This is a genomic window from Achromobacter ruhlandii, assembly GCF_002082135.1.
Lineage (GTDB): Bacteria > Pseudomonadota > Gammaproteobacteria > Burkholderiales > Burkholderiaceae_B > Achromobacter > Achromobacter ruhlandii.
This window is the reverse complement of record NZ_CP017433.1, coordinates 5,466,700-5,487,812: the sequence shown is the minus strand read 5'-3', so window position 1 is coordinate 5,487,812 and position 21,113 is coordinate 5,466,700. Positions and strand designations below refer to the sequence as shown.

Annotated in this window: 21 protein-coding genes, 2 tRNA genes and 1 pseudogene; 17 read left to right on the top strand and 7 right to left on the bottom strand. The window is 64.6% G+C overall.

Translation table 11 applies throughout. The annotated features are described in order from the left end of the window. Positions 1-19: 19 nt before the first annotated feature. Complete coding sequence (locus AruCF_RS24885) at positions 20-964, top strand: LysR substrate-binding domain-containing protein (RefSeq protein WP_049071862.1); 945 nt, start codon at positions 20-22, stop codon at positions 962-964. Positions 965-1,034: 70 nt separating this feature from the next. Here AruCF_RS24885 and AruCF_RS30055 read toward each other — a convergent pair whose 3' ends face one another. From AruCF_RS30055 to AruCF_RS24875, 4 genes and pseudogenes are all read right to left on the bottom strand, one after another. After that, a complete protein-coding gene (locus tag AruCF_RS30055) occupies positions 1,035-1,523 on the bottom strand; it encodes a tetratricopeptide repeat protein (RefSeq protein WP_269879483.1) in 489 nt (162 codons plus the stop codon). Between the two features lie 39 nt (positions 1,524-1,562). Next, positions 1,563-1,727: pseudogene (locus AruCF_RS30150) on the bottom strand (tetratricopeptide repeat protein); the annotation flags it as partial. A 24-nt stretch (positions 1,728-1,751) separates the two neighbouring features. After that, positions 1,752-2,570 carry a tetratricopeptide repeat protein gene (locus AruCF_RS30050; RefSeq protein ID WP_235432744.1) on the bottom strand — a complete coding sequence of 273 codons (819 nt, stop codon included), beginning with the start codon at positions 2,568-2,570 and terminating at the stop codon, positions 1,752-1,754. A gap of 27 nt (positions 2,571-2,597) precedes the next feature. After that, positions 2,598-3,467, bottom strand: coding sequence for an RDD family protein (locus AruCF_RS24875; RefSeq protein WP_253827060.1), 870 nt, complete (start codon positions 3,465-3,467; stop codon positions 2,598-2,600). Between AruCF_RS24875 and AruCF_RS30045 the strand changes: the two genes are divergently transcribed. The 6 genes from AruCF_RS30045 (at position 3,466) to AruCF_RS24850 (ending at position 9,427) form a co-directional block, all read left to right on the top strand. Beyond that, entirely contained in the window at positions 3,466-3,609 is a 144-nt protein-coding gene (locus AruCF_RS30045) for a hypothetical protein (RefSeq protein ID WP_236747502.1), read from the top strand. The genes AruCF_RS24875 and AruCF_RS30045 overlap by 2 nt on opposite strands. Before the next feature lie 195 nt (positions 3,610-3,804). Next, positions 3,805-4,725: a LysR family transcriptional regulator gene (locus AruCF_RS24870; protein WP_049071864.1), complete on the top strand. Its 921-nt coding sequence runs from the start codon at positions 3,805-3,807 to the stop codon at positions 4,723-4,725. A 162-nt stretch (positions 4,726-4,887) separates the two neighbouring features. Next, complete coding sequence (locus AruCF_RS24865) at positions 4,888-6,111, top strand: CaiB/BaiF CoA transferase family protein (protein WP_144419081.1); 1,224 nt, start codon at positions 4,888-4,890, stop codon at positions 6,109-6,111. A 73-nt stretch (positions 6,112-6,184) separates the two neighbouring features. After that, entirely contained in the window at positions 6,185-7,144 is a 960-nt protein-coding gene (locus AruCF_RS24860) for a Bug family tripartite tricarboxylate transporter substrate binding protein (protein WP_049071868.1), read from the top strand. A gap of 29 nt (positions 7,145-7,173) precedes the next feature. Beyond that, positions 7,174-8,100 (top strand): hydroxymethylglutaryl-CoA lyase, encoded by a 927-nt coding sequence (locus AruCF_RS24855; RefSeq protein ID WP_049071870.1) that lies wholly within the window; start codon positions 7,174-7,176, stop codon positions 8,098-8,100. Between the two features lie 64 nt (positions 8,101-8,164). After that, positions 8,165-9,427, top strand: a complete 1,263-nt coding sequence (locus tag AruCF_RS24850; protein ID WP_049071873.1) for a hypothetical protein — start codon at positions 8,165-8,167, stop codon at positions 9,425-9,427. An 89-nt stretch (positions 9,428-9,516) separates the two neighbouring features. On the opposite strand, the gene AruCF_RS24845 is transcribed toward AruCF_RS24850, so the two are convergent. Further along, positions 9,517-9,604: transfer RNA gene (locus AruCF_RS24845), tRNA-Ser, on the bottom strand. A 121-nt stretch (positions 9,605-9,725) separates the two neighbouring features. Between AruCF_RS24845 and AruCF_RS24840 the strand changes: the two genes are divergently transcribed. From AruCF_RS24840 to secG, 3 genes are all read left to right on the top strand, one after another. Beyond that, positions 9,726-10,703: an NAD(P)H-quinone oxidoreductase gene (locus AruCF_RS24840; RefSeq protein ID WP_049071874.1), complete on the top strand. Its 978-nt coding sequence runs from the start codon at positions 9,726-9,728 to the stop codon at positions 10,701-10,703. A 128-nt stretch (positions 10,704-10,831) separates the two neighbouring features. Beyond that, entirely contained in the window at positions 10,832-11,578 is a 747-nt protein-coding gene (gene tpiA / locus AruCF_RS24835) for a triose-phosphate isomerase (protein ID WP_026382285.1), read from the top strand. 21 nt (positions 11,579-11,599) lie between these two features. Continuing rightward, positions 11,600-12,094 carry a preprotein translocase subunit SecG gene (secG, locus tag AruCF_RS24830; protein ID WP_049071876.1) on the top strand — a complete coding sequence of 165 codons (495 nt, stop codon included), beginning with the start codon at positions 11,600-11,602 and terminating at the stop codon, positions 12,092-12,094. 89 nt (positions 12,095-12,183) lie between these two features. Here the strand turns inward: secG and AruCF_RS24825 are convergent, their stop codons facing one another. Beyond that, the gene (locus tag AruCF_RS24825) at positions 12,184-12,363 is read right to left on the bottom strand and encodes a hypothetical protein (RefSeq protein ID WP_049071878.1); all 180 of its coding nucleotides are present in this window, start codon (positions 12,361-12,363) and stop codon (positions 12,184-12,186) included. Positions 12,364-12,695: 332 nt separating this feature from the next. Here AruCF_RS24825 and AruCF_RS24820 point away from each other — a divergent pair. Then, positions 12,696-12,780, top strand: a tRNA-Leu gene (locus AruCF_RS24820). 142 nt (positions 12,781-12,922) lie between these two features. Then, positions 12,923-13,915 carry a tyrosine-type recombinase/integrase gene (locus AruCF_RS24815; RefSeq protein WP_083036912.1) on the top strand — a complete coding sequence of 331 codons (993 nt, stop codon included), beginning with the start codon at positions 12,923-12,925 and terminating at the stop codon, positions 13,913-13,915. Here AruCF_RS24815 and AruCF_RS24810 read toward each other — a convergent pair. Further along, positions 13,912-14,139 (bottom strand): hypothetical protein, encoded by a 228-nt coding sequence (locus AruCF_RS24810; RefSeq protein WP_035199289.1) that lies wholly within the window; start codon positions 14,137-14,139, stop codon positions 13,912-13,914. The two genes, AruCF_RS24815 and AruCF_RS24810, sit on opposite strands and share 4 nt — an antisense overlap. An 88-nt stretch (positions 14,140-14,227) precedes the next feature. On the opposite strand from AruCF_RS24810, the gene AruCF_RS24805 reads away from it, so the two are divergent. The 5 genes from AruCF_RS24805 (at position 14,228) to AruCF_RS24790 (ending at position 20,919) form a co-directional block, all read left to right on the top strand. Further along, complete coding sequence (locus AruCF_RS24805; protein ID WP_254431151.1) at positions 14,228-16,018, top strand: phage tail tape measure protein; 1,791 nt, start codon at positions 14,228-14,230, stop codon at positions 16,016-16,018. 198 nt (positions 16,019-16,216) lie between these two features. Beyond that, complete coding sequence (locus AruCF_RS29310) at positions 16,217-17,407, top strand: phage/plasmid replication domain-containing protein (protein ID WP_144419082.1); 1,191 nt, start codon at positions 16,217-16,219, stop codon at positions 17,405-17,407. 226 nt (positions 17,408-17,633) lie between these two features. After that, the gene (locus AruCF_RS24800) at positions 17,634-19,127 is read left to right on the top strand and encodes a recombinase family protein (protein WP_144419200.1); all 1,494 of its coding nucleotides are present in this window, start codon (positions 17,634-17,636) and stop codon (positions 19,125-19,127) included. Further along, positions 19,124-20,020 (top strand): plasmid partitioning protein RepB C-terminal domain-containing protein, encoded by an 897-nt coding sequence (locus AruCF_RS24795; protein ID WP_049071880.1) that lies wholly within the window; start codon positions 19,124-19,126, stop codon positions 20,018-20,020. Before AruCF_RS24800 ends, AruCF_RS24795 begins: the two co-directional genes overlap by 4 nt. A 47-nt stretch (positions 20,021-20,067) precedes the next feature. Further along, on the top strand, positions 20,068-20,919 hold the full coding sequence (locus tag AruCF_RS24790) for a ParB/RepB/Spo0J family partition protein (protein WP_235432746.1): 852 nt from the start codon (positions 20,068-20,070) through the stop codon (positions 20,917-20,919). Positions 20,920-21,113: the final 194 nt, after the last annotated feature.

Here is a 21,113-nt window from a genome sequence, read left to right as displayed (position 1 = left end):
CTGCCTGGCGATAAATGATATGAACCAGATCGATATCGAGTCGACCGACCTGAACCTGCTCAAGGTGTTCGAGGCGATCTACGACGAGGGCGGCGCGGGCCGCGCCGCGCTGCGCCTGGGGGTGACCCAGTCGGCGGTCAGCGCGGCGCTGGCGCGGCTGCGCGTGCTCTATGCCGACCCGCTGTTCGTGCGCACCGGGCGTGGTCTGTCGCCCAGCCTGCGGGCGCGCGAGCTGCGGCCGATCATTGGCGAGGCGCTGGACAAGTGCCGGCAGAGCCTGTCGCTGGCCCGGCCGGGCGCGGCGGGATTCGGCGGCCGCTCGGTCACGCTGGGCCTGTCCGACGATTTCGAGATCGCGCTTGGGCGCGAGGCGATCGCGGCGCTGGCCGTGGCGGCGCCGGGACTGAGATTGATCTTCCGCCAGACCCACAGCCGCGTGGCCGCCGACATGCTGATGGCGCGCGAGGTCGATCTGGTGATCGCATCCGGCGGCCTGACCGCGCCGGCGTTGCAGCGCGTGACCGTGGGACAGGGGGGCTATGCCTGCCTGGTGGATCCGGCCAGCCTGGCGCCGGGCCAGGATGCGTTGTCGGTGGAGGATTTCACCCGGCGTCCGCACGTGCTGGTGTCGTCGGGCGGCTTCATCGGCGTGGTCGATGAAGTGCTGCATGGCCTGGGCCTGAGCCGCCGGGTGCTGGCGTCCACCACGCATTTCTCGGCGTTGGCGTTTCTGTTGCGCGGCGGCGATGCGCTGGCCACCCTGCCGGCGCATGCGGCGCGCGGGCTGGCGGCGGTCGCCGGACTGCGGCGGCTGCCGTGCCCGATTGCCATGCCGGACTACGCTATCGAAATGGGCTGGCGCGCCGATGCGCTGCGCGACGAGGCGGTGGCGGTGGCGCGCCGCTGCCTGTTGGGCTTGCTGCAGGGCTACGGTTGGGTGACCGCGCCGGCGCTGCCCGAGTGATCGCCGGCATCGTCCCGGCCACGCCATTGCGGCCGCCGGCCCATCCGGCGCGGCACGCCATCCTCGATGTCTACTTGCGGCCGAACAATCGCCCCAGCAGGCTGCGCGGCGCGTTGGCCTGCCGTTCCGCCGCGAGGGCTCTTTCCAATGACAGCGCCTGGTATTGCGGCTTGCCGTTCTGCTGGTAGGCCGCGGCGGCCTGGCGGAATGCCGAAGCGGATGCCGCATGGCGTGCCATGGCGCCGTAGATCTCGCCGCGCGAGAACAGGGTCCAGCTGCGGAACTCCGGGTCCATCGCGATCAGGCAGTCACAGGCCGCCAGGGCTTCGTCGTGGCGGCCCGCGGCGATCAGCGCGTTGACGGCGTCGGCCTGCAGCCTGCTGTCGTCGGGCCAGCGTTGCAGCGCGCGTTCGGCATCGGCCACCGCCTCCGGGCCGCGGCCCAGGTGGGTCAAGGCGTCGATGCGCACGCGGCGCCATTTGAGCCAATCGGGGTCCAGCGCGATCGCCACTTCGGACAGGGGCAGGGCTTCCTCGTAGCGTTCCAGGCGGGCGAGCATGTCGGCGGCGTTGCCGGGCAGGAAATCTTCGTCCGGCGCCAGTTCGTAGCCGCGCAGGTAGTACGCCAGGGCCTGCTCCCACTCGCCCTGGTCGCGTTGCGCGTTGCCGGCCACGAACAGCAATTGGGTATCGTCGCTGGTCAGCGGATCGAGCTCGCGCAGGGCTTCTTGCGCCAGCTCGGGGTGGCCGCTGCGCACATACTCGCGGGCCTGCTCCTTGCGGCCTTCTCAGCCGTTGTCCGACAGGGCGTCCAGCTTCTGCCACAGGGGAGCGGCCTCGCTGGCCCGGCCCAGGCGGTGCAGCGAGCGGGCCTTGCCCTCCAGCGGCCAGTCCCAGTCGGGCTCGCGGCGCAGCAGGCTGGTCCATTCTTCCACCGCGTCGGCATCGCGGCCCAGCGCCTGCAGGCATGAGGCCCGGTTGTGCTGGATGGCGTTTTCCTCGCCCAGGATCGCCCGCGCCCGGTCGAACAGGGCGATGGCCCGATGCAGGTCGCCCAGGCGGCGATAGGTGTTGCCGGCGTCGTACATGAAGCGGCCGTTGTCCGGGGCGAGCGCGATCGCGCGTTCGAAGTAGGGCACGGCTTCTTTGTGGCGCCCGGCATTGGCCAGGTTGGACGCGATGTAGCAATGCGGCGCGCCGGCCTGCGGGCGCCGCTGGATCGCGCGGGTCCAGCAGTCGATGGCATCCTGCAGGCGGCCGTCGTTGATCAACAGGTAGGCTTCGGCCAGCAGCAGCCCGAAATGTCCGGAAGTACGCTGGCAGGCGTCGCGCAGCAGGCGCCAGGCCGCTTGCGGGTTGCCCTCGTCATAGCGCGCGGTGACCTGCACGGCGATGGCGTCCGGGCAGTGGGGATCGAGCGTCAGCGCCCGCGCCAGATCGGCGTCGCGCGCGGCCGCGGCGCCGCGCCTGGCATGGCAGCGGGCGCGCAATGCCCACATCTCGGCGGCGTTGGGCTGCTCGCGCAGCCCTTGGTCGCACAGCGCGAGCATGCGCGTCGTGTCGCCGGCGTCTTCGGCGCGCAGGATGGATTCGATCAGATTGGACATGCGGATTCCTTGGGCGGCGGGCAGGCATCAGGGGGCGGCGGCGCCGGCGGCGTGGCGGCAGCCGTAATGGCGGTCGCTCACGGCGATGTCGTCGCTGCCGCATTGCCAGCGGCGGATGCCGCCGCCTTTGCGTTCGGCGCGCAGCTCGGGCAGGTAGACCAGGTGCTTGCCCGCCAGGGGCGAGGCGTCATTGGCATCGGCGGGGCCGGCAATGGTGAAGCGCAGCACGCCATTGACCGGGTTCAGCTCCAGGTTGGAAAAGCCGCTGGAGGCCAGCGATTCGCGCGTCACGCCCAGGTCCTGCAAGGTCGCGGCGAACTTGCCGGTGCCGCGGTAGTGGTTTTCCGCCAGCATCCGGACCGGCTGCGATACCCGATCCAGGTGCCGCACGTCGGCCACCACGGGGTTGTCGGCATCGCGCGGACCGAGCGTCAGCGCGGCCAGCACGAAACCGGCCAGCACCAGCACTACCGCGCCCGCGGCGAACAGCAGGAACTTGCCGGCGCCGGTGATCGAGCGCGTCTGGCTCACGGCCGCCAGGATCGCGCGCGGATCGGCCCGGCTCGAAACGACGTAAGTGCCCGCGGCCCAGTTGTGCATGGCGCGTTCGCCGAACATGGCCTGCTGGATATGGTGGAACACGCCGGGCAGGGCCAGGTTCAGGGGGAACTTCATCAGATGCCGCCACAGGGACCGCAACAGGCCGGGGCTCTGCCCGTCGCGCTTGACCACGCGCTGCTTGAACAACAGCTTGCCGGGCGAGCCGGCGCCCCACGCGTCCATCAAGGCGGGCAGCAGCAGGCCCAGCAGACCGGCCGCCAGGGTGAGCGCCTGGGGGCAGGGCTGTTCCCGCAATGCCTGGTAGCTCAGGGACGTGGCCCAGGAGAAGGCGAACATGGCCGCGATCATGGCGGCTGCGTCGGCCCCGCTCGCCGCCAGCCGCGACCAGATGCCGGGGATCACGGGCACGTTGGCGTGCGCCGCGCGCGGGGCCGCTGGCGCGGGCAAGGGCGCGTGGCAGCTGAAGCATTGGGTATGAGAGGCCGGATTCTGCCAATTGCACTGGGGGCACTGCATGATGCGCGTCTTATTCTGGTTGCCGTTCAAACGGAGAGCGTCCTGCGTCGCGCGGGTGGCCGCGCGATGGCCAGGCGCAGTGTATCGGACCCGTGTGGGTCTTGCTGGGGAAAACCCCGATCCCTGCCGCCCCGCGCAACGCGGGACACTTGCCGCCATGAAGCGTCCGTTGCCCGCCCCGTCCCATTCGCGCGATATCGATCCGGTTTCCCTGCGCCTGTTCCTGGCGGCGCTGGAAGAAGGCAGCCTGGCGCGCGCCGCGGCGCGCGAGAACATCGTGCCCTCGGCGGTCAGCAAACGCATGATCGAGATGGAAGAGGTCCTGGGCGTGCCGCTGCTGGCGCGCGACGTCAAGGGCGTGCAGGCCACGCCCGCCGGCCAGGCGCTGGCCGAGCATGCGCGGCGGGTATTGCAGCAGATGGAGCGCATGCACCGCGAGATGGCGGCCTTTGCCACCGGGGTGCGGGGGCGCATCCGGCTGGCGGCCAGCGTGGCGGCGCTGTCGGGTGACCTGCCGGCGCAGATCCAGTCGTTTCGCCGCGCCTACCCACAGATCGAGATCGCGCTGGAGGAAAGCACCACGCAGCAGGTCTTCCAGGAGGTGCTGCAGGGCCGCGCCGATGTGGCCGTGGGCTCGGACTTCGGCCACGATGGCCTGCGGGTGTTTCCTTGCGGCTATTGCGAACTGGCGGCGGTGGTGCCGGGACAGCACCTGCTGGCCGACAGCGAGATCCTGGACTATGCGCAGTTGCTGCCCTATGAGCAGATCGAGCTGAACCGCGATAACGGCATCAGCGCGGTGTTCGAGCAGGCGGCGCGCGAGGCCGGCGTGACGCGCCGCATCAGCGCTCGTGTCAGTTCGCACGAGACCATCTGCAATCTGGTGGCGCGCGGCATGGGCGTGGCGGTGGTGCCCATGTATCTGAAGCCGCGCCACGCCAGCCCGGATATCCGCTTCATCGCCCTGTCCGGGCCCTGGGCGGGCACGCCGTTGTGCATCGCGGTGCGCGAACTGGACGCGCTGCCACCCGCCGCGCGCGCCCTGTTGGCGCACCTGGGCGCGGCGCCGTGGCCCTAGCCTCGCGTTCCTAGGGCTAACCCGGACGTTCCGAAACGAGAATGCCCCGGTGCTGAAAGAGCGCTTTTCCCGCGCCCCCGCGCCCGCGATGATGGCTGCGTACCGCTCGGGCCCCTGGCGCCCGGGCCTTCGATCCACGGCGCAGGCCAGAGGAAAATGTCGATGACCGCAGCACCGGCTTCCCCCTTCATGAACCAGGACGAGCTGCCCTTGCGCGGCATCAAGGTGCTGGAACTGTCCCACATGATCATGGGACCGGCCGCCGGCCTGGCGCTGGCCGACCTGGGCGCCGAGGTGATCAAGCTGGAGCCGATCGACGGCGACCGCACCCGTCGCCTGAAGGGTTCGGGCAGCGGCTACTTTCCCGTTTTCAACCGCAACAAGCAGAGCCTGTCGATCGACCTGAAATCGGCCGAGGGCCAGGCGCTGGCGCGGCAGCTGGCGTTGCAGGCGGACATGGTGGTCGAGAATTTCCGCGACGGCGGCCTGGCGCAGTACGGGCTGGACTACGCCTCGTTGTCGGCCGAGAACCCGCGGCTGATCTATGTGTCGCTCAAGGGCTTCCTGTCCGGCCCCTACAAGCACCGCACCGCGCTGGATGAGGTGGTGCAGATGATGGGCGGACTGGCCTACATCAATGGCGGCGCGGACACGCCGCAGCGCGTGGCGGCGTCGGTCAACGACATCCTGGGCGGCACCTTCGGCGTGGTGGGCGCGCTGGCCGCGCTGCACGATCGGCATGTCACCGGGCGCGGCCGCCATGTGCGCTCGGGCCTGTTCGAGAACAACCTGCTGCTGGTGGCACAGTTCATCGCGCAGTACCAGCTGACCGGCGCCGCGCCCAAACCCTTCGGCGCCGAGCGCAAGCCGCCCTGGGGCGTGTACGACGTGTTCGAGACCGCCGATGGGCGGGTGTTCGTGGCCGTGGTGGGCGATGCCCAATGGCGCAATTTCGCGCAGAAATTCCTGCCGCCGGAATGGGCCGCCGATCCGCGCCTGGCCACCGCCGTGGACCGCGAGGCGGCGCGTTCCTGGCTGGTGCCGGGCGTGGGCGCGATCCTCAAGACCTGGAAGACCGACGAATTGTGCGCGGCGCTCGAGGCCGCCAATCTGTCGTACGGGCCGATCCGCCAGCCGCACGACCTGCTGCACGACGAGCACCTGAATGCCGGCGGCGCGCTGCTGGCCACGGCCCTGCCGGACGGCGGCGAAATCGCCGCGGCGGCGCTGCCGATCGAATTCGATGGCCTGAAAGCCGGCAAGCGCTTCGATCCGCCGGCCCAGGGGCGGGATACCAAAGCCATCCTGCGAGGCCTGGGGCTGGATGCCGCGCGCATCGAGGCCCTGCGCGCCGCGGGCGTGGTGCATTGCGAGGACAAGGCATGAACCGGCCGTAGAGCCGGTCCCCGTCGAGGCGGCGCCAGACCGCCAAGACATACACCAAAGAGGAGACTTTCCGATGATCCGCAGACTCTTGGCGGTGGCCGCGATGGCCGTCGCATGCGTGGCGCACGCGCAGGACTATCCCAGCAAGCCCATCCGCATCATCATCCCGTCCACGCCGGGCGGCGGCACCGATTACATCGGGCGCCTGATGGGCAACAAGCTGCACGAACTGAACGGCTGGTCGGTGGTGCCCGAGAACAAGCCGGGCGCGGGTACGGCGCTGGGACTGGCCGAGGCGGCGCGCGCGCCGGCGCAGGGCTATGACCTGGTGATCGGGCAGTCTGACAACGTCACGCTGATTCCGCTGTTGATGAAGGTGGCCTACGATCCGGTCAAGGATCTGGTGCCGGTGGCGCTGGTGGCCACCACGCCGATGGTGCTGCTGGTGTCCGACAGCTCGCCGTACAAGACCCTGCCGGAAGTGATCGAGGCCGCGCGCAAGGCGCCCAACACGCTGTCCTACGGCACCTCGGGCACGGGCGGCGGCGTGCATATCGCCATGGAAATGCTGCAGCACGAGGCCGGCTTCAAGATGCAGCACGTGCCGTACAAGGGCTCGGCGCCGGCGCTGGCCGACCTGATGGGCGGGCACCTGCAGTTCGCCGGTTCGTCGATCTCGTCGGCGGCCTCGTTGATCAAAGCGGGCAAGGTGCGCGCGCTGGCGGTGACTTCGCCCAAGCGCAATCCCGCGCTGCCCGACGTGCCGACCGTGGCCGAGCTGGGCTACAAGGATTTCAGCGTGGTGACCTACTACGGCGTGCTGGCGCCGGCCAAGACGCCGGCCGCGGTGGTGGCGCGCCTGAATGCCGATTTCAACAAGCTGCTGGCGCGCCCGGATGTGCGCGATGCGCTGGCCTCGCAGGGGCTGGAGGCCGATCCGGTGTCGTCGGAGCAGTTCGCCGCGCTGATCCGCTCGGACATCGGCAAGGCGCGCCAGACCATCGCCACCGCGGGCATCGTGGTGCAGCAATAGCGGGCGGCGCATTCGACCAGGAAAACGACATGGACCAGGCAGTGAGATTGTGCGAGGTGGGCCCGCGCGACGGGTTGCAGATGGCGCGCGGCATGATGGCCGCCGCCGACAAGCTGCGCTGGATACGGCAGCTGGCGGCCGCGGGCCTGCGCGAGATCGAGGTGGGCAGTTTCGTGTCGCCGCGCCTGGTGCCGCAGATGGCCGATACGGCGCGGGTGCTGCCGGAGGCTTTGGGCATCGATGGCCTGACCGTGTGCGCGCTGGCCTGCAACCTGAAGGGCGCCATCGCGGCGTATGAGGCGGGCGCGCACGTGGTCGCGATTCCCGTTTCGGTCAGCGACACGCACAGTCATGCCAATGTCGGCAAGGGCACGGACGCGCAGGTCGAGGCCGTGGCCGCGATTGCCGATTGGCTGCGGGCGCAGGCGCGGCCGGTGCGGCTGGACGTGGCGGTGGCCACGGCCTTCGGCTGCTCGATGGAAGGGGCGGTGCCGGTGCGCCGCGTGGCCCAGGTGGCCGCGGCGGTGATGCGCGCCGGCGCCGACGAGATCGCGCTGGCCGACACCGTTGGCTATGCCCATCCGGCGGGCGTGCGCGAGGCCGTGCGCGCCGCCCAGGATGCCGTCGGCGCGCGGCTGGTGAAGCTGCACCTGCACGACACCATGGGGCTGGGCCTGGCCAATGCGCTGGCCGGCCTGGATGAAGGCATCCGCGCGTTCGACGCCTGCCTGGGCGGGCTGGGCGGTTGCCCGTTCGCGCCGGGGGCGTCGGGCAATATCGTCACCGAGGATCTGGTGTTCATGCTGGAAAGCATGGGCTACCGCACTGGCGTCGACCTGCCGAGGCTGCTGGCCGCGCGCGCCTTGCTGGCGGCGTCGTTGCCGCAGGAGACTTTGCGCAGCGGCGTGGCGGCGGCGGGCATTCCCAAGACCTACGCCGCGTCCCCGGCCGCCTGAGCCACGGCCCGCGCCGGCGGTATTATGTGCCGTCCCCGTTCTGGCGGCTGGCCGCCGCGCGCCCATGGCTCTCGCTTCCACTGCGCTTCTCGATCGTCTGCTTGCCGATGGCGTCATCCGCCCGGATCATTACGAGGCCGCGCGCCAGCGGCTGGGCGACGCCACGGCGCAATCCTGGGCCTCGCTGGGCGAGGCGCTGTTCTGGCTGGTGGATGAGGGCATTGTGTCCGACGCGGATCTCGGGGCCATCGGCGAGCTGTCGGTGACCGAGGGCGCCTTTGCCGGCAATGCCACGCGCCGCCAGGCGCTGGCCGAGATGGATGCGCTGATGCAGCGCAAACTTGAAGAATACGAACGGCAGATCCGGCGGGCGGCCCTGAAGGCGGCCTTTCCCGGCCCACGTTGGGCCTGGCGCGGCGGCGCTCTCATCGCGGTGGCGGCCGTTGCATGGTACCTGTTCGCGCCGGCCTCGCCGCCGCGGTGCGATGACGCCGACGTGCAGAAGACGCTGCGCGCCAGCCTGTTCACTTCGCGCATCCAGCAGATGTCCCGCAATCCGCTGGCCGGCGGCGCCACGCCCGCCGATCTGTACCTGGCGACGTTTTCGGATGTGCAGGAGGTCGGTTACCTCAAGCCGGAGCGCTCGCGCGGATGCATCGCCACGCTCAAGGCCGGCGAGGCCAGCTCCGTCCTGGCCTACACCATCGGCCCGAATGACAAGGGCGAGATGATGATCGCCGGCGCGGATCCGCGCGTGGTCCGGGCCCGTTACGGCCAGCTCGGTGCCGATGGCAAGCCGCGCGCCGTCGGCCAGCCGGCGGGCGCGGCGCGACTGGCCGCCGCCTTCGAGCAGGGCGCGGCGGCTTTCGACGAGCTGACCCGGGGCGCGGCGCGCAAGGCCGCGTACGACCGGCAGCGCGAGCGCATGGGCCTGCCGCCGGAAACCGATACGCGCACCGTGCGCAATGTGCAGCCGCTGGGAGACTGCAAGGACCTTGGCGGCGGCCGGTGGTCATGCCGCCTGCAGGGCGAGTACCGCGACCGGCTGATGTCCGCCATCGGCCGCGCCGACTGGCAGGTGTTCGAAGGTGATTTCGAGTTCTTGCGGGAGGGCGACGCTTGGCGCGTGGGCGAGCCCTTCACGCGCCAATACATGGATGCGGTCGTGCGCGGCCGGGTCGCCGAATTGAAAGGTGACGAGGCGGCCGCGCGGCTCGAGCAGATCCAGCGTCAGCGGTCGGATGCGGTGGCGCCATCGACGGACGCGGCGCCGGCCGCGGCAGGTGGCCGCGAGCATCGCGGTGATGGCGCCGTGATCAACCAATGACGCGGGTCCGGGCCCTGGGGCGTGACGCGATTGAGGCCGCCGCCCGCCGATTGGGGGCCATGGCGCAAAAAAGGGGGCGGACGGATTCCTGGCGGAAGCGGTGAGATTCGAACTCACGAACGGTTGCCCGTTGCCGGTTTTCAAGACCGGTGCAATCGACCACTCTGCCACGCTTCCTGGTCCCGCACTGTACTGCGGAGGCGGCAATCCGGCCGCCAGGCAAACACTCTACCCGACGACAACGCGACTTGCCGTAAAGGGCGCAATAATAATCCATTTGCTGCGAAGGAGGCACGCGATGCACTGTGTAGAAATCTCCCGCCCCGGCGGCCCCGAGGTCCTGGTTCCCGCCGAACGCCCCACGCCCGAGGCCGGCAAGGGCGAAGTGCTGATCAAGGTCAGCGCCGCGGGCGTCAACCGTCCCGACGTGTTCCAGCGCAAGGGCAACTATGCGCCGCCCCCCGGGGCGTCCGACCTGCCGGGCCTGGAAGTGGCCGGTGAAATCGTCGGCGGCGACCTGGCCGGCAGCGGCCTGGCGCTGGGCGACAAGGTGTGCGCGCTGGTCGCGGGCGGCGGCTACGCCGAATACTGCGTCGCGCCGGCCGCCCAGTGCCTGCCGATTCCCAAGGGCCTGTCCGATATCGAAGCCGCCGGCCTGCCGGAAACCTACTTTACGGTCTGGAGTAATGTGTTCGACCGCGGCCGCCTGGCCGATGGCGAGATCCTGCTGGTGCACGGCGGCGCCAGCGGCATCGGCACCACGGCCATCCAGCTGGCCCGCGCCCTGGGCAACACGGTCTACGCCACCGTGGGCAGCGATGACCGCGCCCGCGCGGTCGAGGCCCTGGGCGCCGCGCGCGGCATCAATTACAAGACGCAGGACTTCGTCAAGGAAGTAAAGGACGCCACCGGCGGCCGCGGCGTCGACGTGATCCTGGACATGGTGGCCGGCGATTACATCGCCCGCGACATGCAGTGCCTGGCCGACGACGGCCGCATCGTCATCATCGCCCAGCTGGGCGGCGCGCAGGCCAATGTCGATACCAGCCAGGTCATGCGCCGCCGCCTGACCATCACCGGCTCCACCCTGCGGCCGCGCCCGGTGGCCTTCAAGGGCGCCATCGCCCGGGCGCTGCGCGAGCGCGCCTGGCCTCTGCTGGAGCAGGGCGCGATCAAGCCGATCGTGCACGCCACCTTCCCGCTGGCCCAGGCCGCCCAGGCCCACGCCATGATGGAAGGAGGCGAGAACATCGGCAAAATCATCCTGACCGTGTAAGAATCGCGCGGCGTTCGGCGCGGCGCCGCGCAACAGGATACAATCACGGGTTTCGCCTGGAATTATTTCCAGGCCAGCCCGTGGGCGGGTGCTTTTCCCCCGGGTTCACCCACTCTGACATTTGCGCCATGACTTCAGTCGAACACCGCGCCCGCCTCGTGCTGGGCAACTGGAAGATGCACGGCAACCTGGCCGAGAATGCCGCGTTGCTGACCGAACTGCGCGCCGCGGATGCCGCCAGCCATTGCGAAATCGGCGTCTGCGTTCCGTTTCCGTACCTGGCGCAGGCCGCGTCGGCCCTGACCGGCAGCGCCGTGTCGTGGGGCGCGCAGGACGTCAGCGCCCACGACAAGGGCGCCTACACGGGCGAAGTCGCCGGCGCCATGCTCAAGGAATTCGGCTGCCGTTATGCGCTGGCCGGCCACTCCGAGCGCCGCGTGCTGCACGGTGAAACCGACCAGATGGTCGCCGACAAGGCGCGTGCGGCCCTGGCCGCCGGCCTGACCCCGGTGGTGTGCGTGGGCGAGTCCCTGGCCGACCGCGAGGCCGGCAACACGCTGGCCGTGATCGAGCGCCAGCTCAAGCCGGTGCTGGCGCTGGGCGCCGAGGCCGTCTCGCGCATGGTGCTGGCCTACGAGCCCGTCTGGGCCATCGGCACCGGCCGCACCGCCAGCCCCGAGCAGGCGCAGGAAGTCCACGGCGCCATCCGCGCCGCCCTGGCCGCGCTGGGCGCGGCCCAGGTGCAGGTTTTGTACGGCGGCAGCGTCAAAGCTGCCAATGCCGCCAGTTTGTTCGCCATGACTGATATCGACGGAGCCCTGGTCGGCGGCGCGTCGCTCGTGGCCGAAGAATTTTTGCGAATCGCCGCCATCTAAGTTTCCGTTCCGGAGTCTGTAATGCCCTTGATGCTCAAACTTCTGCTGGCCGTCCAAGTGATCTCGGCGCTGGCTATCATCGTGCTGGTCCTGCTGCAGCAGGGCAAAGGCGCCGACATGGGGTCCGCGTTCGGCAGCGGCTCGTCGGGCAGCCTGTTCGGCGCCACCGGCGCGGCCAACTTCCTGTCGCGCGCCACCAAGTGGGCCGCGGTGGTCTTCTTTGCCTCCACGGCCGGCCTGGCCTATGTCAGCCACAAGGGCACCAGCGGCCCCGCCGTCGACTCCGGCGTGATGCAGAACTTCCCGGCCGACCGTTCCGTGCCGCAGGTGCCGGGCGCCGCGCCCGCCCCGCAGGGCGCCGGTGCGTCGTCGGTGCCGGGCGCCTCGTCCGTGCCGGGCGCGGCCTCGTCGGTGCCTGGCGCCGGTTCGGCCCCGGCTGCCAAGCCGGCGGACGCCTCGGTGCCGTCGGCGCCGGCCGCTTCGGGCGACAAGCCGGCTGAAACGCCGGCCAAGTAAGCCTCGACAGCATGAGAAAGGCCGGCGGATCGCCGGCCTTTTTTCTTGGTGGCGCCGCAGCGGCGCCGGTTGGCGGGGCGAGGATGCGTTCAGGCGCCCGGCAGCATGTGGCGCGCCGACACCGCCAGGATGCGTTCAGCGGATTCGCGCAGCTGGCGCGCTTCGCGGTAGGCCCGCAACGACAAGACGGCGTCGTAGCGGCGCGAACTGCGCGGGCCGGCGAGCAGCGTGGGGCGACGAGCCAGAATGGGGGAGATCAGACGTTGCATGGTGGAACCTTTCTACGGGCCTGAGGCCCTGTTGTGTATGGCTGGCATCGTAAGCCGGCCAGGCATGCGCGCCAACGAATTCCCTTTCATATGAATATCCGGAGGAAATTCCCCGGGAACAACCCCGGGTGTGCGCATGAGGATGCCAGTATTGCCGGGCGACATGACAGATTGATGCCAGCGGCCGTCGCGCTTGTAAGGGCTTGTTGCCCGAGCGGGAAGGGCGTGTCCGGCAGCGGCGGGGTGAGCGACGTGCCGGGACGAATTGACGCGAAGCGGCAATTGCGTGGTAGAATGTTCGACTTTCCAGGAAAGCACTGCTTTTCTGAGAAGCCGACGTGGTGAAATTGGTAGACACGCTATCTTGAGGGGGTAGTGGCGAAAGCTGTGCGAGTTCGAGTCTCGCCGTCGGCACCAAGTATTTGAAAACCGTTGAACTCATATAATCAATAACGTTCAATTTCAACGGGTTGCGGGAATGGGCTGAAATCCGTTGACTGCGAAAAATCAACTTTTCGCAGTCAACGGCCCCAAATTGGCCCCAGGCAATGCCCCACACATGGCGAGCATCCAGAAGACAGCGAAAGGCTACCGGGCACAGGTCAAAACCCTTGGCGTCAGAGACAGCCAAGTGTTTCCCACGCGGCGCGAGGCCGTCGAGTGGGGCGCCCGCCGCGAGCTCCAGATCAAGGAAGGCAAGACTAAGCACCCAGGAGAGCTCCACACGCTCCTGGAGGCGCTACGGCGCTATGCCGAGGAGGTCTCCCCCACTAAACGCGGTGAGCGCTGGGAGGCCGTCCGCCTGGCCGCGTTTGAAAAGCCCAGCTATCGACTACCGTTGGATCTGCCCATCGTCGACGTCACGCCACAGCACGTTGCAGACTTTCGAGATGTTCGCGGGGCGAAACTCAAAGACTCATCGGTGTTGCGAGAGCTAACACTCCTCTCGTCCGTTTTTGAAACGGCGCGCCTGGAGTGGGGGTGGGTGAAGCACAATCCTTGCAAGGATATTCGCAAGCCGCGCGAAGGCAAACACCGTGAGCGCGTGATTCTCTGGTGGGAGCTGCGGAAGATTTTCCGCAAGATGGGGCATCGGCCGCGCGCCCAGCGTATCGAGACGGTAAGTCAGGCCGTGGCGCTTGCGACGTTGACGGCGCTGCGTACCGGGATGCGTGCCGGCGAGCTATGCAGCTTGACCTGGTCGGCAGTGTACGAGGCGCACGCGCACCTGCCGGTAACCAAGAATGGAGAATCGCGAAACGTGCCGTTGTCTCGGCGCGCGCTCGAGCTTCTTGAGAGAGCAAAGGGGTGGGATGACGAGCGGGTGCTGGGCCTGACCACGGCCACGCTTGATGCCTTGTTCCGAAAGTACCGGGCTCGAGCGGGCCTCGAGGGCTTCACCTTCCACGATACGCGGCACACCGCGGCGACCATGTTGGCCAAGAAATTGCACATCCTGGATCTGTGCAAGATGTTTGGTTGGAAGGACCCCAAAATGGCGATGGTCTACTACAACCCGCACGCGTCGACCATCGCCGCCCTGCTTAACTAATTGAGCTTGAGATAGCGCCGGATCTCGGCGCCGGTGATGCGGCCATCCACGACGTTGATCTTGCCCTCGAGGATGCGCTTCTGCAGCGTGTTGTAGCTGATGCCCAGGCGTGCGCATGCGTCTTTGAGGTGGTACAGCGTTAGATCCTCAAACGCGATGTGCGCGCCACGTCGAGCCGCCTCCTCGAGCAGTTCTCGGAGCTGGGCTTCATGCAGCGTGACCATTGCCGCCTCCGGTTTCATCGTTTGCGCTGGCCAGGACGCGGAACTCAATCACCCATACCCAGGGATTGGCCCTCCAGGAGTCGGCGCCGTGGAGCTGCCCCCACAGGTGTTGATATGCGCGTTTGTACCCATGGAGCCGCTCGCGGACTGTGGGGCCTTCGCCGCGCCGTTCATTGCAGGTGCGAAGGCTGCGATTGAATTCGAGTCCGCTATGGCGGACGTCCGGAAGGTCGTCGATTTTGACAGCCCAGCGCAGTTCAAGCAGATGGGCGACGACGTGATCCGTATGTCGACTCGGTTGCCGATGGCGGCGAAGGACATCGCGGCGATCGTCGCAGCCGGCGGGCAAGCGGGCCTAGCCCGAGGCGAGCTTACCCGATTTGCCGAAGACGCAGTAAAGATGGGTGTTGCCTTTGACAGTACGGCGGAGGAGTCGGGCGCGATGATGGCCAAATGGCGAACGTCGTTCCGACTGACGCAAGATCAGGTTGTGGGCCTGGCTGACAAGATCAACTACCTGAGCAACAACGGCCCGGCATCGGCTAAGCAAATCGCCTCGATCGTCACGCGCATTGGACCGCTGGGCGAAGTTGCAGGTCTGGCGTCAGGTCAGATAGCGGCAATGGGAGCCACCCTTGCGGGCATGGGCGTGCAGGAGGAAGTGGCCGCAACCGGCATGAAGAATTTCATGCTCACGCTAACGTCCGGGGCGTCTGCTACCAAACAGCAACAGCAGGTTTTCAAGGCGTTGCGTATGGACGCCAAGAAGGTCGCGGTCGACATGCAAAAGGACGCCCAGGGGACGATTGTTCGCATCCTTACGGCCATCAGCAAGGTTGACAAGACCAAGCAGGCCTCCGTGCTGCAGACGCTGTTCGGGCGCGAGTCGATTGGCGCGATCGCGCCGATGTTGAACAACCTGGATCTTCTTAAGAAGAACTTCGCGAACGTCGGTGACGAGACCAAGTATGCCGGCTCAATGAGCAAGGAGTACGAGGCTCGGGCGGCAACGACTGCGAACAACATCCAGCTGTTGCAAAACCGAGTGGTAGCGGCCGGCAACGCGATCGGGTCAATTCTGCTCCCGCCCATCAATGGATTTATTGGTGCGGTAGGGCCGATGATTGACCAGATCGCGGTGCTTATCCAGGCCAACCCGTGGCTGGTCAAAGGGATTCTCGGCGCTGCGCTGGCGTTTGGTGCAATCCGAGTCGCGATGGTCGGCGCCGCTGTTGCGATGCGAGTGCTCAATGCTGTCGTGGGAATGAGTCCGCTTGGTCTTGTTGTTCGAGGTATGGCGCTGGCTGCTGGCTTTTTGCTTGCGAACTGGGAGACGGTCGGCCCGTGGTTCCGCGAGCTTTGGACCAACATTGCCGCGTGGGGTGATTCCGCGTGGAAGGGGATTCAGGGTGTTTGGTCGACCGTGAGCGGTTTTTTTGACGGTCTCTGGACATCGCTTGTGACGGGCGCGGAAGGCGCGTGGGAGGGACTCAAGGGGGCATTTCTAAACGCCACTCCGCTCGGCCTGGTTATGAAGAACTGGGAGCCTTTGGTGGACTGGTTTAAGGGCCTTTGGGAGAGGGTGAAAGGTTACATCGAGCCGATCACTGGCGGCTTGCAATGGCTCAAGGAGAAGTTCGGCGGCATCTTTGGAGGAGGCGACAAGCCGGCCGCGGCGCCGGCGCAGAGTGTCGCGTCTTATGAGGCTGCGCGGGCCGGTGGCGGCGCTGCGGGAATGGCGCTGGGTGCAGCTGCGCAGCAACCTGCCAAGCTGGACGGTGACCTTCGGATCCGCTTCGAGGGAGCGCCGCCCGGGATGCGCGTCGAGCAGGCGCAGACAAATCAATCAGGGCTGAGCGTTACGCCGTCGGTCGGCTAATCCACTCGCTTATGAGGTGATGGGCCAAGCGCAGAACTGATAGATCGAGTGGCAATTGGTGGACCTGCGGGGCAGCAGTAGTGTGATCTATCAAGTTCTGCTCATATGGTATGCAGTGCGAATAGTGCACTAAGTAACTGCTGCGAATTTCGTTGTGATCAAAACAGCTAACAACTGCACGGTGAAACAGGAAGAGTGATGACAGATTCGATTTCTTTGTATTGTCCGGTACGGCCGCCAACAGATGATGTTGGCCGACTGCCCTACAGTGGGCAGATCGGCTTCGACCAAGATGGAGTGTTGGGACGAGTTCGAGGAGAGGCTGTTAGGGTGCCTTCGCCCTACACCAAGGCCGAGTTTAAGATTCGTTCTCACCTTGATCAAAGTCGGCGACTTTGTGGCTATATCGTGGAGCTAAATCCGCCTGCCTGCCTCATTGGGCACAACTTGCTGCTAGCGAATAGCGCTTACCGTGGCAGTGTGGCGGCGTTCGAGCTTCTGTTGAAGTGGTTGGAACAGGCAGGGGTTGAATCAGATGCATTGAGCCGATTGTCTTTTGACACAGTGCGGATTTCTTCCGTGACACCCACGTTTTTGGTCGATTGCGGGAGTCACGAATCAGCCCTTGGAGTCCTAAAGCAATTTGAGGATCACGCAGTTGCTGTGCTCAATGGGAAGAACAGTCTTGTTCCTGAGGGAAAGAGAGATCCGGTTGTCTACTCCGTAGGAAGTGGGTCTGCCCCAACGGTGTACATAAAGCAGCGGGAATTTCAGATCAAGGCATACGTGAAGACGAATAGAGTGCCGGCCAAGTCCCATCGAGAGTTTCCGTCTAAACGCGTGGAAGAACTGGTCATCTCTAAGGCTAAAAGCTATCTTCGCGTCGAAGTGGAGCTCTTTGGCAAGTGGCTAAACCAGAACTCTCTCGAGCGTCCTCACGAATGGGTGACCACCCGCGCAGGAGAGGACACGGGGGCCGATCCCTATGCTTGCGTCTTTCAACTCGTTCGAAAAGTACTTAGGTTGGATGAGAAGTTCCGCCACAGAACTCCACGTTCGGTCGATTTGATGCAACTCGGTGCTGCTGATCGAGATCTGGTTTCCGCCCATTTAGTGGGGGCTGATTTGCGTACTCACCAGAGTGTTTTATTGAAGGGATGTAGGTTGCAGCAACAAAAGTACTTTTCCGCCCTTCGGGCTAGGATTCTCAAGAGACTCCGAATCGATATCGATATGCCGTGGAGAATTCAGTCCCGCATGGTGTCTCCCGACTTGCCATTCTTGCTGTCGTATCCGGGGATGTTCGAGCCGCCTGCGATGTTGGCTGACTACGTTTTCTGCAGGCAAAACGCTGCTCTAATGTCTCGTACTGCATTAGTTGGTCGTTAACGGTCTCTTGATGTAGATTGCGATACGACCTATTGGCTCGCCCGTTCGCGAGATGTTCGAATTTTTCTCGACGCTGGGCGATGTGTCATCAAACAGTCGCAATCGCTATGTACTTTTTCGTGATTGCACGCTATCCAGGTGGAGTCGCCAGGTGTCCGATCATGGAGAGGAAGTCGTTGCCGCACGACAGCAGGGCGTCGAAATACCGGTAGCCCAGTACGTTCGTATGTCTACGGACCACCAGCAGTATTCAACGGACAATCAGGCTGCGGCCATAGCGATCTATGCGGCGCAGCATGGAATGCGGATTGTTAAGACATACGAGGATTCAGGAAAAAGTGGCCTGAATCTCAAAGGCCGAAGCGGATTGCAGGCGCTTCTGCGAGACGTCAAGCAGCCCTCTCCCGGCTTCGAGGCTGTGCTGGTTTATGACGTCAGTCGGTGGGGGCGATTTCCCGATCCGGACGAAGCGGCCACCTACGCATACACCTGTAAGAGCCATGGCGTCGAGGTGATCTATTGTGCTGAGCCGTTTCGAAACGATGGTTCTCTACCGTCAACGGTGCTTGTCAACCTCAAGCGAAGCATGTCGGCAGAATTCAGCCGGGAATTGGGCGTTAAAGTGTTCAGTGGCGCTTGTACTTTGGTTCGCCACGGCTACCGTCAGGGAGGCCCGGCCGGCTTCGGACTACGCAGGCAACTGATTGACGAGCAGCACAATGTCAAAGGGCTGCTATCCCGCGGCGAAAAGAAGAGCATTCAGACCGACCGTGTCGTACTTGTGCCAGGCCCCTCCGACGAAGTGGCTGCTGTACTACGTATCTACCGCATGTTCTTGGAAGGCGGTATGCCGGAGCGTGTCATAGCATCTGTTCTAAACCGCGAAGGTACGATGTCTGATACTGGCAGGCCGTGGACGCGAGGCACGATCCATCAGATTTTAACGAACGAGAAATATATAGGGAACAACGTCTACAACCGGTCTTCCTTCAAGCTGAAGATGGAGCACGTGCGCAATCCACCAGCTCAATGGGTTCGTTGTGATGGCGCTTTTGAGGGTATCGTCCCGGCTGCGATTTTTACGCAGGTGCAAGCCGTGATCGCTGCTCGGTCGCGTCATTTAGATGACGGGCAGATGCTGGATATTCTTCGCCAGGCCCTGACGCGATACGGCACTCTCTCTGGCATCCTAATTGATGAGGATGAGGAGGCTCCTTCAAGCTCTGCATATCGCAGCCGGTTTGGTAGCCTGCTCCGGGCATATAGCCTCATCGGCTATACCCCCCGACGCGACTACGCTTATCTCGAAATCAACCGGGCTTTGCGACGTAGGCATCCCGAACTGATGGGCGAAATCTCCGCCGGCATATCACGTGCGGGGGGCTGGGCAGTACGCAGCCATGAGACCGACCTGTTGACAGTCAATGGGGAATTCACAACTTCATTGGTTATCGCCCGTTGCAAACCTACAGCAGCAGGGATGTATCGTTGGATGGTCCGATTTGATGCAGGGCTATATCCCGACATCACGGTAGTTGCACGCATGGCTCCGTCCAATATTCATGCCCGCGATTTCTACATTCTTCCAGCAATCGACTTCTCGGCCGAGAATCTTCCAACACTTGAAAACAACGGATTTAATCTGGATGCATACCGGGTGGATACGCTGGACAGTTTCTATCTGTTAGCTGGGCGCACGCCCCTTTTGGAGGCAGCATGACGAAACCACCGTCGCAGGTCGAGATGATTCCAATCGCCGAGATAACTATTGCCAATCCTCGAGTGCGAAATCAAAAAATACACAAGACTATTACCGAAAGCATCGAACAAGTCGGCCTGAAACGCCCCATCACAGTTCGAAGGGTTGCTCCAGAGGAAGGGCCACTTCCTTACGCCTTGATCTGCGGTCAAGGACGATTGGAATCATGCACATTGCTGGGCCAGATGGAGATCGCGGCACTTGTGCTGGACGTTGACGAAGAGACCGGCCACGTCATGAGTATCGTGGAGAACGTAGCACGTCGCACGCCAAGGGCAGTAGAAACCATGGAGCAGGTCCGCGTGCTCAAGCAACGCGGCTATAACGACGCAGAAATCGGAGCCAAGCTTGGTTGTACAGCATCGTGGGTCAACCATGTTGCCAACCTTCTCGAACGAGGTGAAAAGCGCCTGTTGGCGGCTGCGGAAGCTGGGCATATTCCGCTACATCTAGCAGTGAGCATTTCGCGGGCCAATGACAGCGACGCCCAGCAACTACTGCTTGATGCGTATGAGAGCGGCGAACTCAAAGGCCGTAAGGTAACCGTTGTGCGCAGGATACTTGAGCAGCGCGCCCGTAGCGGGAAGCAGGGAAAGAACGCTTTTACGAAGGCCCCCGCCCGGAAGCCCATGACACCGGATGAGCTTACAAAGCTATATAAACGGGAGGTCGAAATGCACAGACGGATTCAGAAAAAGTCGGAGTTCGTGCAGCAGTCGCTTGTTTTATCCCGACAGATTTTCAAGGAGCTGTTTGCAAACAAGGACTTCTGTGCTTTGCTGAAGCGCGAAAAGCTTACCAGCGTTCCACAACCATTGGCTGACTTGCTGCCACGCGGAGGGTTGGGCCGATGACGAGGGTTCATCGGCAGTCAATTCGCCTCGGATTCGAGCGGGATTGCGTGAACATTCCCCTTGAAAAAATTCTCTTTCCCGTCCATCTACCCGCAGGCATTAAAGAATCCGTCGCCTATAAACAAATCCTCAGTTCGGTGACGGCAATTGGCTTGGTTGAGCCCGTTGTGGTGGCCGTCAGCCGCGGTGGGGGAGGCATGTTCATCGCTTTGGACGGGCGCATGAGAGTAGAAGCGCTGCGTGATTTGGGCAAGGAGCATGCATTGTGCCTAATTTCGACTGATGATGAGGGCTACACTTACAACAAATGGGTTAATCGCCTTTCCGTGGTGCAAGCTCATCGCATGATCGTACGTGCTGCCGAGCGCGGCGTTTCTATCGAACAATTGGCGAATGCGCTTGATGTATCTCCAGGGGCCATCCGCGCACGATTCAGGCTGTTGGACGGCATTTGCAGCGAGGCCGTAGCGATTTTGGCGGACAAGCCAGCGACGTATGGCATGTTTCGCATTCTTAGGCAAATGAAACCCTTCCGCCAAATTGACGTAGCTCAGGCCATGGCTAACCTGGGCAATTATTCGATCAAGCTGGCCACCGCTATGTTGCAAAACACTCCGACAGACCAACTCGTGGAGATAGCAGCGGGCAAGGCCAGGTCGAGTACTCCCTCCGATACGCTTCAACGCCTGGAGCGCGAGCTTGCCGCCATGCAGGCTGACACCCGACTTCTCGAAGAAGGCTATGGGCCTGCCAGCCTGCAACTAGAGATCATCAAGACTCACATCGGGGCCACGTTGATAGAGAATGCAGCGGTCGTGCGGTGGCTAGCCAAGAACCACCCTGAATACTTACAGCAACTCCAGCGCATTGCTGACATCAAGGAACTGCCAACACGGTAACTTAGCGGAACTTGTAAGGAGTGTAGGCAGTCAAGTACGCGTATTGACCCGTGTGCACGAGATGTCTGTGGTCGAGTTCGATTTCCATGGGCTAGGTAGCCATCTCGCGCGTTCAGCGATGGGAGAAACACGCCTTACGTGATACTCCATGCAGTTAACAAAAGCGATCGGTCGTTGTCGCTGACTAGCGATAA

Excerpts from the sequence above, each read along its gene's own strand:
- AruCF_RS24885 (WP_049071862.1), top strand. The coding sequence starts at position 20 with ATGAACCAGATCGATATCGAGTCGACCGACCTGAACCTGCTCAAGGTG.
- AruCF_RS30055 (WP_269879483.1), bottom strand. The coding sequence starts at position 1,523 with ATGCTCGCCCGCCTGGAACGCTACGAGGAAGCCCTGCCCCTGTCCGAA.
- AruCF_RS30050 (WP_235432744.1), bottom strand. The coding sequence starts at position 2,570 with ATGTCCAATCTGATCGAATCCATCCTGCGCGCCGAAGACGCCGGCGAC.
- AruCF_RS30045 (WP_236747502.1), top strand. The coding sequence starts at position 3,466 with ATGGCCGCGATCATGGCGGCTGCGTCGGCCCCGCTCGCCGCCAGCCGC.
- AruCF_RS24875 (WP_253827060.1), bottom strand. The coding sequence starts at position 3,467 with ATGTTCGCCTTCTCCTGGGCCACGTCCCTGAGCTACCAGGCATTGCGG.
- AruCF_RS24870 (WP_049071864.1), top strand. The coding sequence starts at position 3,805 with ATGAAGCGTCCGTTGCCCGCCCCGTCCCATTCGCGCGATATCGATCCG.
- AruCF_RS24865 (WP_144419081.1), top strand. The coding sequence starts at position 4,888 with ATGACCGCAGCACCGGCTTCCCCCTTCATGAACCAGGACGAGCTGCCC.
- AruCF_RS24860 (WP_049071868.1), top strand. The coding sequence starts at position 6,185 with ATGATCCGCAGACTCTTGGCGGTGGCCGCGATGGCCGTCGCATGCGTG.
- AruCF_RS24855 (WP_049071870.1), top strand. The coding sequence starts at position 7,174 with ATGGACCAGGCAGTGAGATTGTGCGAGGTGGGCCCGCGCGACGGGTTG.
- AruCF_RS24850 (WP_049071873.1), top strand. The coding sequence starts at position 8,165 with ATGGCTCTCGCTTCCACTGCGCTTCTCGATCGTCTGCTTGCCGATGGC.
- AruCF_RS24840 (WP_049071874.1), top strand. The coding sequence starts at position 9,726 with ATGCACTGTGTAGAAATCTCCCGCCCCGGCGGCCCCGAGGTCCTGGTT.
- tpiA (WP_026382285.1), top strand. The coding sequence starts at position 10,832 with ATGACTTCAGTCGAACACCGCGCCCGCCTCGTGCTGGGCAACTGGAAG.
- secG (WP_049071876.1), top strand. The coding sequence starts at position 11,600 with ATGCCCTTGATGCTCAAACTTCTGCTGGCCGTCCAAGTGATCTCGGCG.
- AruCF_RS24825 (WP_049071878.1), bottom strand. The coding sequence starts at position 12,363 with ATGCAACGTCTGATCTCCCCCATTCTGGCTCGTCGCCCCACGCTGCTC.
- AruCF_RS24815 (WP_083036912.1), top strand. The coding sequence starts at position 12,923 with ATGGCGAGCATCCAGAAGACAGCGAAAGGCTACCGGGCACAGGTCAAA.
- AruCF_RS24810 (WP_035199289.1), bottom strand. The coding sequence starts at position 14,139 with ATGGTCACGCTGCATGAAGCCCAGCTCCGAGAACTGCTCGAGGAGGCG.
- AruCF_RS29310 (WP_144419082.1), top strand. The coding sequence starts at position 16,217 with ATGACAGATTCGATTTCTTTGTATTGTCCGGTACGGCCGCCAACAGAT.
- AruCF_RS24800 (WP_144419200.1), top strand. The coding sequence starts at position 17,634 with ATGTCTACGGACCACCAGCAGTATTCAACGGACAATCAGGCTGCGGCC.
- AruCF_RS24795 (WP_049071880.1), top strand. The coding sequence starts at position 19,124 with ATGACGAAACCACCGTCGCAGGTCGAGATGATTCCAATCGCCGAGATA.